The organism is Aquamicrobium terrae, assembly GCF_052978165.1.
Map to the genome: position 1 here is coordinate 2128920 of NZ_JBRKLZ010000001.1, position 11734 is coordinate 2140653.

At 68.6% G+C, this 11734-nt stretch carries 9 protein-coding genes; 2 read left to right on the forward strand and 7 right to left on the reverse strand.

Annotation, left to right across the window (positions count from 1 at the left end; translation table 11 throughout):
- Positions 1–2 precede the first annotated feature (2 nt).
- From ACVCNR_RS10615 to asnB, 3 genes are read right to left on the reverse strand one after another with little or no spacing between them, the layout of a single operon-like run.
- Entirely contained in the window at positions 3–1559 is a 1557-nt protein-coding gene (locus tag ACVCNR_RS10615) for a class I adenylate-forming enzyme family protein (protein ID WP_447074740.1), read from the reverse strand.
- A 6-nt stretch (positions 1560–1565) separates the two neighbouring features.
- The gene (locus tag ACVCNR_RS10620; protein ID WP_354198168.1) at positions 1566–1826 is read right to left on the reverse strand and encodes an acyl carrier protein; all 261 of its coding nucleotides are present in this window, start codon (positions 1824–1826) and stop codon (positions 1566–1568) included.
- Between the two features lie 24 nt (positions 1827–1850).
- A complete protein-coding gene (gene asnB, locus ACVCNR_RS10625) occupies positions 1851–3776 on the reverse strand; it encodes an asparagine synthase (glutamine-hydrolyzing) (protein ID WP_354198169.1) in 1926 nt (641 codons plus the stop codon).
- Between the two features lie 289 nt (positions 3777–4065).
- Here asnB and ACVCNR_RS10630 point away from each other — a divergent pair, with 289 nt between their 5' ends.
- Positions 4066–4788, forward strand: a complete 723-nt coding sequence (locus tag ACVCNR_RS10630) for a L,D-transpeptidase (protein ID WP_447074741.1) — start codon at positions 4066–4068, stop codon at positions 4786–4788.
- Between the two features lie 2 nt (positions 4789–4790).
- Here the strand turns inward: ACVCNR_RS10630 and ACVCNR_RS10635 are convergent, their stop codons facing one another.
- From ACVCNR_RS10635 to ACVCNR_RS10650, 4 genes are all read right to left on the reverse strand, one after another.
- Complete coding sequence (locus ACVCNR_RS10635; RefSeq protein ID WP_447074742.1) at positions 4791–6398, reverse strand: copper resistance CopC/CopD family protein; 1608 nt, start codon at positions 6396–6398, stop codon at positions 4791–4793.
- 55 nt (positions 6399–6453) lie between these two features.
- On the reverse strand, positions 6454–6981 hold the full coding sequence (locus ACVCNR_RS10640) for a YcnI family copper-binding membrane protein (protein WP_447074743.1): 528 nt from the start codon (positions 6979–6981) through the stop codon (positions 6454–6456).
- A gap of 140 nt (positions 6982–7121) precedes the next feature.
- Entirely contained in the window at positions 7122–7466 is a 345-nt protein-coding gene (locus ACVCNR_RS10645) for a hypothetical protein (RefSeq protein ID WP_447074745.1), read from the reverse strand.
- Positions 7467–7610: 144 nt separating this feature from the next.
- Positions 7611–9482: an AsmA family protein gene (locus tag ACVCNR_RS10650; protein WP_447074747.1), complete on the reverse strand. Its 1872-nt coding sequence runs from the start codon at positions 9480–9482 to the stop codon at positions 7611–7613.
- Positions 9483–9668: 186 nt separating this feature from the next.
- On the opposite strand from ACVCNR_RS10650, the gene ACVCNR_RS10655 reads away from it, so the two are divergent.
- A complete protein-coding gene (locus ACVCNR_RS10655; RefSeq protein WP_447074748.1) occupies positions 9669–11627 on the forward strand; it encodes an acetoacetate--CoA ligase in 1959 nt (652 codons plus the stop codon).
- The last annotated feature ends 107 nt before the right edge of the window (positions 11628–11734 follow it).

Genomic DNA, 11734 nt, shown 5'->3' on the forward strand with positions numbered 1-11734 from the left:
GGTCACTCTCCAGTCTCGGTGCCGGCTTCGGCCCCTGCTTCGGCAAGCAGCCGGCGGGTGATCTTGCCGCTGGCCGTCTTCGGCAGGTCGTCGCGGAATTCGATCGTCTTCGGCACCATGAAGTCGGGCAGGGCCCGGGCGCAGTGGCGCAGCAGGTCGCGTTCGCTGAGCCTGGGATCGGAAACCACCACCGCCGCATGCAGGATCGTGCCCTGCACCGGGTCCGGCCTGCCGAACGCCACGGCTTCGACCACGCCGGGGCAGGCGCAAAGCGCAGCCTCCACCTCGCGCGGGGCGACCTTTTCGCCGCGCACCTTCAGCATGTCGTCCTTGCGGCCGACGAAATGGAGGAAACCGTCCGCGTCGGTGCGGAACAGGTCGCCCGTGTGCAACTGGCGCTGCCCCGAAGCCGGGTCGGGGCGCAGGGCAGCCGCCGTCGCATCCGGGTTTTCCCAATAGCCGCGCATCAGATGCGGCCCGCGCACCACCAGCTCGCCGACCGTTCCGGGCGGGACGGAAACGCCATGTTCGTCGACCACCGCGACCTCGGTGCCGGGAATGGCCTTGCCGACCGAACCGGTCCTTTTGTCGAGTTCGGCCGGGTCGAGATAGGCGGCGCGGGCGCATTCGGTGAGTCCGTACATGCAGTAGAGCCGCACGCCGGGAAACAGCCGGCGCAAGCCCTCGACATGGGCGGGGGGCAGTGGGGCCGCGGCATTGGTGAGGTAGCGCAGCGCCGGCAGCGCGCCCGGCTCAAGCTCCTTCATGGACAGCAGAAGGGCGGCGATGGTCGGCACCAGCGGCATGCCGGTGACGCCTTCGGTGCGGGCTTTTTCCAGCACGGCGTGCGGGAAGGCGAAGTTCTTCTCCAGCACCAGCCGGGCGCCGCTGCGCACGCTGACCACAAGCTGGTAGAGTCCATAGGTGAAGGCCAGCGGCAGCGCGCACAGCACCACGTCCGACGCACTGTTTTGCAGGTAGAGCGCGATGGAGCCGGAGGCCGCGTCCATGGCCGCATGGCTCATCATCACGCCCTTGGGCCGGCCGGTCGAGCCCGACGTGTAGATGATCATGGCGAGTTCGCCGTCGTCGCCGGCTTCCGGCGGCTTCTCGCCGCCTTTCCCGACAAGCCGGGCAAAGGGCAGCACGCCTTCCGGCAGCGGGGCGCCCGCCTGGGTGGAGATCAGCACGGGTGGCGCGGCGAGCCCGTCCGAAGCCTGCCGGCAAGGCTCGATGAACTTGGCCTGCGTCAGGATGGCGGCCGGCCGGGCGTCGCGCAGGATGAAGGCGATGCCGGCGCCCTTGAGCTGAGGGTTGACGGGGCAGAAGATGGCGCTGGCCTTGAGCACGGCGTAGATCGCGACGGCGGCCTCGGCAATGTTCTCCATCAGCACAACGACACGGTCGCCGCGCCTCACGCCTTGCGCCGCCAGCGCGGCGGCCAGCCGGTCGGAGCAGCCGTCGAGTTCGGCATAGCTCAGGCGCGTCTCGCCGGCCACGACGGCGATGCCGTCCGGCGCGGCGCGCGCGCTGTGCCTGAGAAACGCCTCCATGCGCATGGCGGGTCAGTGCACGGGTTCGCGCTTGCGGTCGACGAAGGCGACGATGCGCGCCACGGAGTCCAGATTGGCCGGCACGATGTCTGCGTCGGCCATGGCGATGCCGAACCGCTCCTCGATGAACGACACCAGCTCCAGCACGCCGGTGGAGTCCATCACATCGCTTTCGATCAGCGACTGGTCATCGGCCAGCGGCGTGGCATGGTCGCCGAACAGGAAGTTGTCCACGACGAAGCTGCGGACCTGGCTGTGGGTGGTTTCGGACATGGGGTGTTGCCTTTCCTGGACACGTCAGGCGCCTTGCGGCGCCTGCCCTGAAAATTCCCTCGACAAGAGCTGGGTGGAGAGCACGCCGACGAAGGCGGCGTTGTCGCGAAAGCCGGCAAGTCCGCTGCGGCGGCTCTTGTCGAGCAGCCGGGCGGTGGTCGCCGGGTTGAACAGGCCGGTGGCGGCCACGGCTTGCGGCGAAAGCAGCTCGGCGGCATAGGCGGCCTCGCTGAAGGAGGCGCTGTCGGGCGCGCGATAGGGCTGCTTGGGCCGGGCGGCGATGGACGGCGGCAACAGGCCGGCGGCCACCTCCCGCAGGATGTGTTTTTCGCGCAGGCCCCTGAGCTTGGTGCCGGGCGGCAGCTTTGCCGCGAATTCCACCAACCGGTGATCGAGAAACGGAAAGCGCGCCTCGACGCCATGCGCCATGGCCATGCGGTCGCCCTGGCTGGACAGGATATAGCCCGGCAGCAGGAACCGCGTTTCCAGATATTGCGCCTGATGCAGCGGATGCCAGCGGGCGAAGTCGTCCGACAGCAGGGACGCCATCTCCTCGGCTGCATCGTAGCCGGCCAGTTCGGCGCGCAGGTCGGGCGAGAAGAACATCTTGGCTCCCGCCGTGCTGCGCAGGCGTGGCCGGTGCGAGAACAGCGGGTCGGAAGCGTTGTCCTGGCCGACGCCGAAGAAGGCCGCCAGATATTCCGGCGTCTGCTGACTGAGCGAGGGCAGGTAGGGGTAGATTCGCCGAAACAGGTGCGGCCTGATCGTCGAGCCGGGACGGCGGGCGCAGAAGCGGCGGATTTTGGCTTCGCGAAACAGGTCGTAGCCGGCAAACAGCTCGTCGGCGCCCTCGCCGGAAAGCACCACCTTCACGCCCTGTTCGCGCACGGACCGGGCTAGCTGGTGGAGCGGCGCCGGCGCCGTGCGCAGCACGCTGCGCTCGGCATGGCGGATGACGGAGGGAAAGGCGCGGGCGATGTCGCCGGTCCGGCAGGCGATGGCATGGTGGGTGACGCCCAGCGCCCGCGCGGTCGCCTGCTGCCAGTCGCTTTCGTCGAACTCGGCATCGTCGAAGGTGATGCCGAAGCTGCGCAGCCGGCCCGGAGCCATGCGTGCGGCGAGCGCGGTGACGATGGAGGAATCGAGCCCGCCGGACAAAAGCGAGCCGACCTCGACGTCGGCGCGCAGGCGGATGCGGGTGGCGTCTTCCAGCAGGGCGCGCAATTCTTCCGCCAGAACCGGGACGGGCCGCTGGTCCTCATCGCCCTGATCCGGGAAGGACAGGGTCCAGTAGGGGTGTATCCGGGCCTCGCCGTCCGCGACGATCATCACATGGCCGGGCGGCAGTTCCGAAATGCCCTTGAAGGCTGTGCGGGGCGCGAGCGGCGCCCACAGCGTGAAGATCTGGTCAAGCGCCACCGGATCGAGCTCGGCGGCGATGCCGGGCACCTCAAACAGCGCCTTGGCTTCCGAGGCGAAGTGAAAACGACCTTCATGCCAGGTGTAGAATAGGGGCCGCACGCCCATGCGGTCGCGGGCCAGCACCAGCCGCCGGCGCGGCGCATCCCGGATGGCGAGCGCGAAATCGCCGTTGAGATGGCTCACGAAATCCGGGCCGAATTCCTCGTAGAGCTGGAGCACCACCTCGGTGTCGCTCGAGGTGCGGAACCGCCGGCCGCGCGCTTCCAGCATGGCGCGCAGTTCGACATGGTTGAACACCTCGCCATTGTAGGTGATGTGGAGCGTGCCGTCGTCGCTGGCCATGGGCTGCGCTGCATCAGGCGACAGGTCGATGACGGCGAGCCGCCTGTGCCCGAGCCCGGCATGGTCGTCGGCATGGACACCCTGCCCGTCCGGTCCGCGATGGGCGAGGCACGCGCACATGCGCTGCAGGAGCCGGGTGCCTTCCGCCCACGGCAGCGGACCGAGATAGCCGGCTATCGCGCACATGCGCCGGCTCCGGCTGGCAAGGACGATCCGGCCTCGCCCGGCTTGCGGCCGAGTTCGTGCAGGCTTGAGGCGGCGGGGCCGATGCCCGTCGCGCGTGGCCGTCGACAACGGGCCAATCGATCCCCCCGGATCAAGGTTGCGCTTCGCGGCCAAGCTAGGCGCCGATCCCTAACAAGCTGTCAAGGCACGCCTGTCGGCGGCGGTTGCCGGCCGACAGCCTTAAGGTAGGCTTAAGGCAGGGCCGGTTGATCGCCGCATCCGAAGCAGGGATGAAGAGGATTTGCGAGCCTTGACCGACCGAAGCAGCAGCGCCGGCAGCCTCACGCGCCGGGCATTTGTCATTGGCGCCGGCGCGGCGACGCTTGCCGGCTGTGTTTCCGCCAGGCCGCCTTCCGTGGCGCCGCAACCCCAGGTCCCGGTGCGGGAAAAGCGCGTGCGGCCGCCGATGTACGAGGCTTTGCCCGATGAACGCTTCCCGATTCCGGCCGTCGATATCTCCAGGCTGGAGGAAAGGTTCTGGCGCGCCGAGATCGACTACGACGCGCGCGAAGTGCCGGGCACGCTGATCGTCGATACGCCGGCAAAATATCTCTATCACGTGCGGCCCGGCGGGCGGGCCGTGCGCTACGGGATCGGCGTCGGCCGCGACGGGTTTTCCTGGGCCGGACGCGCCATCATGGCCTACAGGCGCGAATGGCCGCGCTGGGCGCCGCCCGACGCCATGGTGGCGCGCCAGCCGGAGCTGGAGCCCTACAGCATCGCCAATGGCGGGATGGGCCCGGGCCTGCGCAATCCGCTCGGCGCCCGTGCGCTCTACATCCACAAGGATGGCAAGGACACGCTCTATCGCCTGCACGGCACGCCGGAAGCCTGGTCGATCGGCAAGGAAGTCTCGTCCGGCTGCATCCGCCTGGTCAATCAGGACATCATCCATCTGCACGGCAGCGTCCGGGACGGCAGCCCCATCGTGGTGATCCCCGATCCGGCCAAACGCCATCTGCTTGCGGTCTGAGATCAGGGTCGCAGGCGCAACTCGCCCTCCAGCCGCGTCATCTCGAAGTCGCTGATGAGGATGTCGAGGCGCACCTGCCAGGTTCCGGCCAGCGGCAGCACCAGCCCCTGCGCGCGCCAGACGCCATCGGCCGACTTGCCGGCCGGCCGCCGGATCGGCTCGATGCCGCTTTCCGGTTGCGAGAACACCAGGCCGATCTCCTTGGCGTCGAGAGGTCCGAACTCGCCGCTCATGACGATCACCGACACGTCGACCGGGCCTGCGCGGCCGGGCGTCACGGTGATCTCGGCCATCGCCTTCTCGGTGTGGATATGCACCGATTCGGGCTGTGCGGCGGCTTCCGCCAGCGAGCGCGGCGGCGGCGTGAAGCGCCAGCAGGCGACGGCGGCGAAGATGGCGACGACCAGCGCGGTCTCCATGGCGATGGAGCGGGTCAGCCCGCGCCGGGCCGTGCTTTCACCGGCTTGCGCGCCGTGGGTCAGCCGCCAGCGGTTGAAGGCGGCCAGCGCGAACAGGGCCGCCAGCAGCGCCAGCTTGACGAGGAACACCCTGCCATAGGCGGTGCCGGTCAGCGACGCCGGGCGGTCGATCTGGAGCGCCGCCAGAACGATCCCCGCCGCAACCAGAATGGCGACGGCATAGGGGATCGCGGCCGAAAAGCGCCGCAGCGCCGCCAGCGATCGCGGATCGTTCCGTTTCAGGGCGAGGCCGAGCGGCACCAGTGCCCCGGTCCACAGGGCCACGGTCACGGTGTGCAGGAAGACGGCCGGCCGCGCAAGAAGTTGCGGGTTGGCCGCGCTGGCATGGCCGCTCAGCGCCAGCGCCGTTCCCGCGAGCAGGACCGCGGCGAGCGCTGCGAGGCGCGCGGTCGTGCCCCGCACCGCCAGCGCTATGCCGCCCGCGGCAAGGGCCAGAAGGGCGACCCCGGCGGTGCGGCCGAAGCTCGACCCGGCGGCGGCCGACCAGACGAACGGATCGAGGATGCGCGCCGGCGCGGCGGCGAGCAGGTCGAGCCCCTGGAAGGCGACAGACAGGGGAATGCCGGCAAAGCCGATGCCGAGCGCGGCCAGAACCGGGCGGCTTCCGTGCCGCGTTCCGTCGATCAGCCAGGTGAGGGCGAAGACCCCGCCGGCGCCGATGAACAGGCCGAGATAGAGCATCAGCTTCCCAGTCCACAGGCCGGCGCGCACCGTCCAGTCGATCTGGTTCCCGGCCGTGTCCGGCCGGGCGCTGGGCTCGCCGATCGAGAAGACCACCGAGCCGCCGATCGGATGCCCGTCCTCCGAAACCACGCGCCAGCTCAGCACATGCGTTCCGCTTCCGAGCCCGGAAGGCGCCACGATTTCCAGGGTCCGGTCCTTCAGCTCGAAGCCGTCGAGCGACAAGGTGTTGCCGTCGGGCTGCACCAGCGTCAGCTTCAGCGGCGAGACCGGCTCGTTGAATTGCAGCACATAGCTTGCCGGCGCGCTGGCCACCACGGTTCCGTCGGCGGGCGTGGAGCCGACCAGCGAAGCATGGGCCTCGGCGGCCACGCTCAGCCACAGCAGGGCGAGTGCGGTGAAAAGCGCCGCCAATGCATGGCGGCCGTGACGGAAGACCTCGTCGACCATTCCACTCTCCTTCGGGATGGAAGCCGGCGGGCGGCAGCCGCCCGCCGGCCAGTCTTCAATGGCCGCCGGCCTTTTCCAGCAGCTTGACGCCGGGCGCCGGCAGTTCGAGGTCGTCGCTGCTCTGGCCGGCGGCGGGGATTTCGATCCAGCGTTCGACCTTGCCTTCCGGGCATTCCTGCACGACGGGGAAATAGACCGTCTCGCCGACCTTGAGGTCCGGCGTCAGGAAGCCGCGCAGGACGAATTCGTCATATTCGTCGTCACCGAGATTGCCGCCTTTCCAGATCACCTCCTTGACCCCCTCGCTAGTCGGCGTGCCGTAATAGTCGTAGGCTTTTTCATAAGTGCCGCGCACCTTTTCCAGCGTCCAGCCGGGCTTGGGCATCGGCTTGACCGAGATGACGCCTTCGGGGATCTGCACGCGCACGACATTGGTCGGTGCGCCCTCGCAGCCATGCGGCACCCGGAATACGGCCTTGTAGGTGGAGCCGGCCGGCGCTTCGCCCTTCTCGAGCGTGACGTGGGCGGCGGCCGGGACAAGGGCGCCGAGCACCAGCGCGGCGGACAGAACGAGCTTCTTCATGGGATGTTTCCTGTATATGGAACGGCGGGCATGGCCGCGTTTCGCAGGCCGCGTGCCGGACCGTCATTTCATTCATGTGATTGGTGGACGTGCGGACAAAGCCTGTCCGGTGCGGGCGTCATGGTGCCCGCCGGTCGGCTTCAGGCTGTCGCGGGAGGCGCGCGCGGGTTGCCGGGATTGTGATCCGGCCCTGTGATATGGATGGTTCTGTGCGAAAGCGAAGGCGCCCGCGCCTTCACCATGAACGGCACGGCAAGGGCTGCGCCGCCGCCATTTCCGGCAAAGAGCGGCGACACCTGGCAGCAGCCGAAGGTGCAGCAATCGGGCAGCGTCGCCTGGCCGTCCGTGGTGCCCGACGAATGGTCGATGCCGGTGATGCACAGCGGGTTGCCGAAGATATCCAGCGGCGCGCTCGGCGTGGCGCCGGCCCAGGCGGTGGCGAGGGTTTGCAGAACGAGCATCAGGGTTGCGACGAGCGCAACCATGGTCCGCGATCTGTGAGCCGGTTTGAACAAGACGTGTCCCCTCGAGAAACAGGCTAGCAGCACTGCCGCGCCGGGAAAAGACGGCACGGGCGGCTGCGACATCAAGGCCAGTTCCGGAGAGGGGCCTGTCCGGGAGGACGGAAATCAGTTCTGGCCGGAACCGGAGATCGGGGAAATGAACGGCGCGGTCCAGCTCCCGCCGACGAAGAACAGGGTCTGGTTCGGCGGCGGGGCGGGTGCTTCGCCGCTCTCGCCATTGGCGGCGGCCGGCGGCTGCTGGCTGGCGATGCCCCCGGTCAGGGCCAGGCCGCGCCCGGCATAGGGCATGATGCCGGTCAGCCACAGGCGCGAGCCGCCATGATTGGCCTGCGCCTTCTCGATGCGCACCACGCCCTTGGCGACGCTGGCCTTGAGTTCGGCGCCGTCGATCGGCACGGAGCCGTCGTCGACATCGTCGAGCGGGAAGAAGCCGCCCTCGCCGTTGCGCCTGATGAAGGCGGCGAGGTCGAGGCCGGACAGCGTGCCGGGGCCGAAGGTGGCCGAGATCGAGCCGTCGGCGCTTTCCATGACGGAATGCCAGCCCTTGCCGGGTCCCTTGAGGATGACCGAAATGGTGCCCTTGCCGGTCGGCATCAGCCGCGTCATGCCGACCGCCGCGCCGAAGGCGGCGCCGTTGATGTCGGAGGCGAGCAGGCGCATCTCGGCCTGCGTGCCGCCGGGCTTCCGGTCGAAGCGGATGCCGGTCTGGATGTTGCCGCCGAAGGCGCCGGCGTCGGAAACGTCGAACACCGAGAGCCCGTCCTTGACCTGCACCGTGGCCGCCAGCTCGGTCAGCGGAATGGCGCCCGCCGTCGCCTTGGCGGCCGACAGCCGCAGGTCGAGATTGAGCAGGCCCGCCAGCGTGGTCTCGATGTCGCCGGCATTGCCGGCAGCCTCGGCGGGCGCGACAAGCGGCGTGAAGGCGGAGACGAACGGGCCGAGGTCGAGCGTCTCGAAGGCCAGCGTGCCCGACAGCACCGGGCGGCCGGTCTCGCCGAAGGCGAGGTCCAGCGCGCCGGTGCCCGGATTCTTGTCGAGCATGATCTGGGCATTGTCGAATTTCGCCCGCTCCGCCTCGCCCAGCACATGGCTGGATACGGAAATCGCGGCGACGGTCGTGGCGTTGGCCATGTGCGTGCCGGTCCACTCCAGCACGCGCCGCAGGGAGGGCGCCTGGAACTTCGCGTCGCCGTCGATGAAGGCGTTGGCGGCGAGGCCGATCTTGCCGTCGAAGGACAGGTTGGCCGGCGCGGCCTTGACCGAGAAGGAAAGCGGCGCGGTGACGCCCGACGCCAGCAGAAGCGGCTTCTGGGAGGCCGCGTCGATGGTGACGCTTTCACCCCGCCAGATGGCCGAGGCCGACAGCGTTGCCGGCCCGCCGGGTTCCGGCCAGTTGGCGCGGGCGGAAAGGCCGCTGAGGATTTCGCTGTCCTTGCCGTTGACCGCCGTGACGATGCGCCCGTCGCGGATCTCGACATTGCCGATGGCGGCCGGCATCCGCGCCGGGTCCGGCTCGGCCGCCCCGGCCTTGACCATGGCGCGCGCCATCTCGAGGGAACGGCCGATGCTGCCGCTGTCCGGCATGGGCGGCAGGTAGAGCCCCGACGCCGTGCGCTCGACCTTGATGGTGGGACGGATCAGCCGGGTGGAGGAGAACACGACCTCGCCGCGCAGCGCCGCCATGGCCGCGAGCCCGATCTCGACGCGCTCGGCATAGATGACCGGCTGCTGCTCGGGGTCGCTCCACCGGGACAGCGTCACCTGCGCCAGCACCGCATTGAGCTGCGGCCACACCTCGATCTTCGGTGCGCCGGAAATGGTGACGCGATAGCCGGTCCAGCGGCTCATCTCCCACGCGATGCGGTCGCGCACGATGCGGTTGGAGGCGACATAGGGCAGCGCAGCCACCGCCAGCGCCGCGGCAACCGCCGCAATGCCGAGCGCCCATAGGCCGCGCCGGATCCAGCTCGACGTCATCTCGCCCTTTCCGCGTCACGTCAGGTGGCGCAAGGTGTAACCCGTGGCTGACGCATTTCAAGTCTTTATGGCCTGGCCATGACGTATTGCGCACATGCTGTTGTCGGAGTCACGGAACTTGCGGTACGCGGACGCAGTATGCTTAACGTGACTTGAATGGAACGGAATGCGCATGGGAGGCCGCCGATGACGACAGAACCCCCCCTTTGGACGCCATCGGCGGAGCGGATTGCGGCCTTGCCGCTGACCGCATTTCGGGTCGAGGCCGAGCGGCGCGCGGGGCGGGAATTCGCGTCCTATGGCGACCTGCATGCCTGGTCGGTGGCCGCTCCCGAGGCGTTCTGGGACCTGGTGTGGGATTTCTGCGGCGTGGTCGGCGACAAGGGCGGTACGGTGCTGGCCGACGGCGACAGGATGCCGGGTGCCGCCTTCTTCCCCGAGGCGCGGCTCAACTATGCCGAGAACCTGCTCGGCCGCGCCGGCAAGGGCGAGGCCATCGTCTTTCGCGGCGAGGACAAGGTGGAGCGGCGCCTGACCTGGGCCGAGCTGGAGGCGCTGGTCTCGCGCCTGCAGCAATTGTTCGCCTCGCTCGGCGTCAAGGCCGGCGACCGGGTGGCGGCGATGATGCCCAACATGGCCGAGACGGTGGCCGCCATGCTGGCCACGGCGGCGCTGGGCGCGGTGTGGTCGTCCTGCTCGCCCGATTTCGGCGAACAGGGCGTGCTCGACCGCTTCGGCCAGATCGAGCCGGCGGTGTTCATCGTCCCCGATGGCTACTGGTACAACGGCAAGGCCATCGAGGTGGGCGACAAGGTGGCGGCGGTGGCCGCCAAGCTGCCGACGCTGAAGAAGGTGTTGGTCGTCGACTATCTCGGCACCGCGCAGGACGTCGCCGCCGGCATTACGGGCGCAGAGGCGCTGGAGGACGCCATCCGGCCCTTCGCCGTCGGCAAGGTCCGCTTCGAGCGGCTGCCCTTCTCGCATCCGCTGTTCATCCTGTTTTCCTCGGGCACCACCGGCATTCCGAAATGCATCGTCCATTCGGCCGGCGGCACGCTTCTCCAGCATGTGAAGGAGCACCGGCTGCATGCGGGGCTCGTGGAGGGCGACCGCTTCTTCTACTTCACCACCTGCGGCTGGATGATGTGGAACTGGCTGGTCAGCGGCCTGGCTTCGGGCGCCACGCTGCTGCTTTACGACGGCTCGCCCTTCTACCCCGACGGCAACGTGCTGTTCGACTATGCCGACGCCGAGAAGATGACCTATTTCGGCACCTCGGCGAAGTTCATCGATTCGGTGCGCAAGGCCGGCCTGCGGCCGATCGACAGCCATGATCTCTCCACCGTGCGCACCATCTCCTCGACCGGTTCGCCGCTGTCGCCGCAGGACTTCCGCTTCGTCTATGACGGCATCAGGAAGGATGTGCACCTGGCCTCGATCTCCGGCGGCACCGACATCGTCTCCTGCTTCGTGCTCGGCGTGCCGACCGAGCCGGTGTGGGAGGGCGAGATCCAGGGCGCCGGCCTCGGCATGGCGGTGGATGTGTGGGACGACGAGGGCCGGCCGGTGCGCCAGGAAAAGGGCGAGCTGGTATGCACCAAGCCGTTTCCGGCGATGCCGATCGGCTTCTGGAACGATGCGGACGGCGCCAAATACCGTGCCGCCTATTTCGAGCGCTTCGACAATGTCTGGTGCCATGGCGACTTCGCCGAATGGACGGCCCATGGCGGCATCGTCATCCATGGCCGCTCGGATACGACGCTCAACCCCGGCGGGGTGCGCATCGGCACGGCCGAGATCTACAACCAGGTCGAGCAGATGCCGGAAATCGCCGAGGCGCTGTGCATCGGCCAGGATTTCGACGACGACGTGCGCGTGGTGCTGTTCGTGCGGCTGGCGCCGGGGGTGAAGCTGGACGAGGCGCTGGAGAAGAAGATCCGCACCCGCATCCGCACCGGCGCCAGCCCGCGCCACGTGCCGGCGCGCATCGTGGCGGTGACCGATATTCCGCGCACCAAGTCCGGCAAGATCACCGAGCTTGCCGTGCGCGACATCGTCCATGGCCGCCCCGTCAAGAACAAGGAAGCGCTCGCCAATCCCGAGGCCCTCGACCTGTTCAAGGACCTGCCGCAACTGGCGAGCTGAGCTTTATGGTCAACGAAGCATTAACGCGCAGGTTTACCTAAACTTCAGCTCCGATAGGGATTCGTAAATTTTTCGGCGTGCCGGTAAGGATTTGTTAAGGCCCGGAG

Excerpts from the sequence above, each read along its gene's own strand:
- ACVCNR_RS10655 (WP_447074748.1), top strand. The coding sequence starts at position 9,669 with ATGACGACAGAACCCCCCCTTTGGACGCCATCGGCGGAGCGGATTGCG.
- ACVCNR_RS10620 (WP_354198168.1), bottom strand. The coding sequence starts at position 1,826 with ATGTCCGAAACCACCCACAGCCAGGTCCGCAGCTTCGTCGTGGACAAC.
- ACVCNR_RS10615 (WP_447074740.1), bottom strand. The coding sequence starts at position 1,559 with ATGCGCATGGAGGCGTTTCTCAGGCACAGCGCGCGCGCCGCGCCGGAC.
- ACVCNR_RS10640 (WP_447074743.1), bottom strand. The coding sequence starts at position 6,981 with ATGAAGAAGCTCGTTCTGTCCGCCGCGCTGGTGCTCGGCGCCCTTGTC.
- ACVCNR_RS10635 (WP_447074742.1), bottom strand. The coding sequence starts at position 6,398 with ATGGTCGACGAGGTCTTCCGTCACGGCCGCCATGCATTGGCGGCGCTT.
- ACVCNR_RS10645 (WP_447074745.1), bottom strand. The coding sequence starts at position 7,466 with ATGGTTGCGCTCGTCGCAACCCTGATGCTCGTTCTGCAAACCCTCGCC.
- ACVCNR_RS10650 (WP_447074747.1), bottom strand. The coding sequence starts at position 9,482 with ATGACGTCGAGCTGGATCCGGCGCGGCCTATGGGCGCTCGGCATTGCG.
- asnB (WP_354198169.1), bottom strand. The coding sequence starts at position 3,776 with ATGTGCGCGATAGCCGGCTATCTCGGTCCGCTGCCGTGGGCGGAAGGC.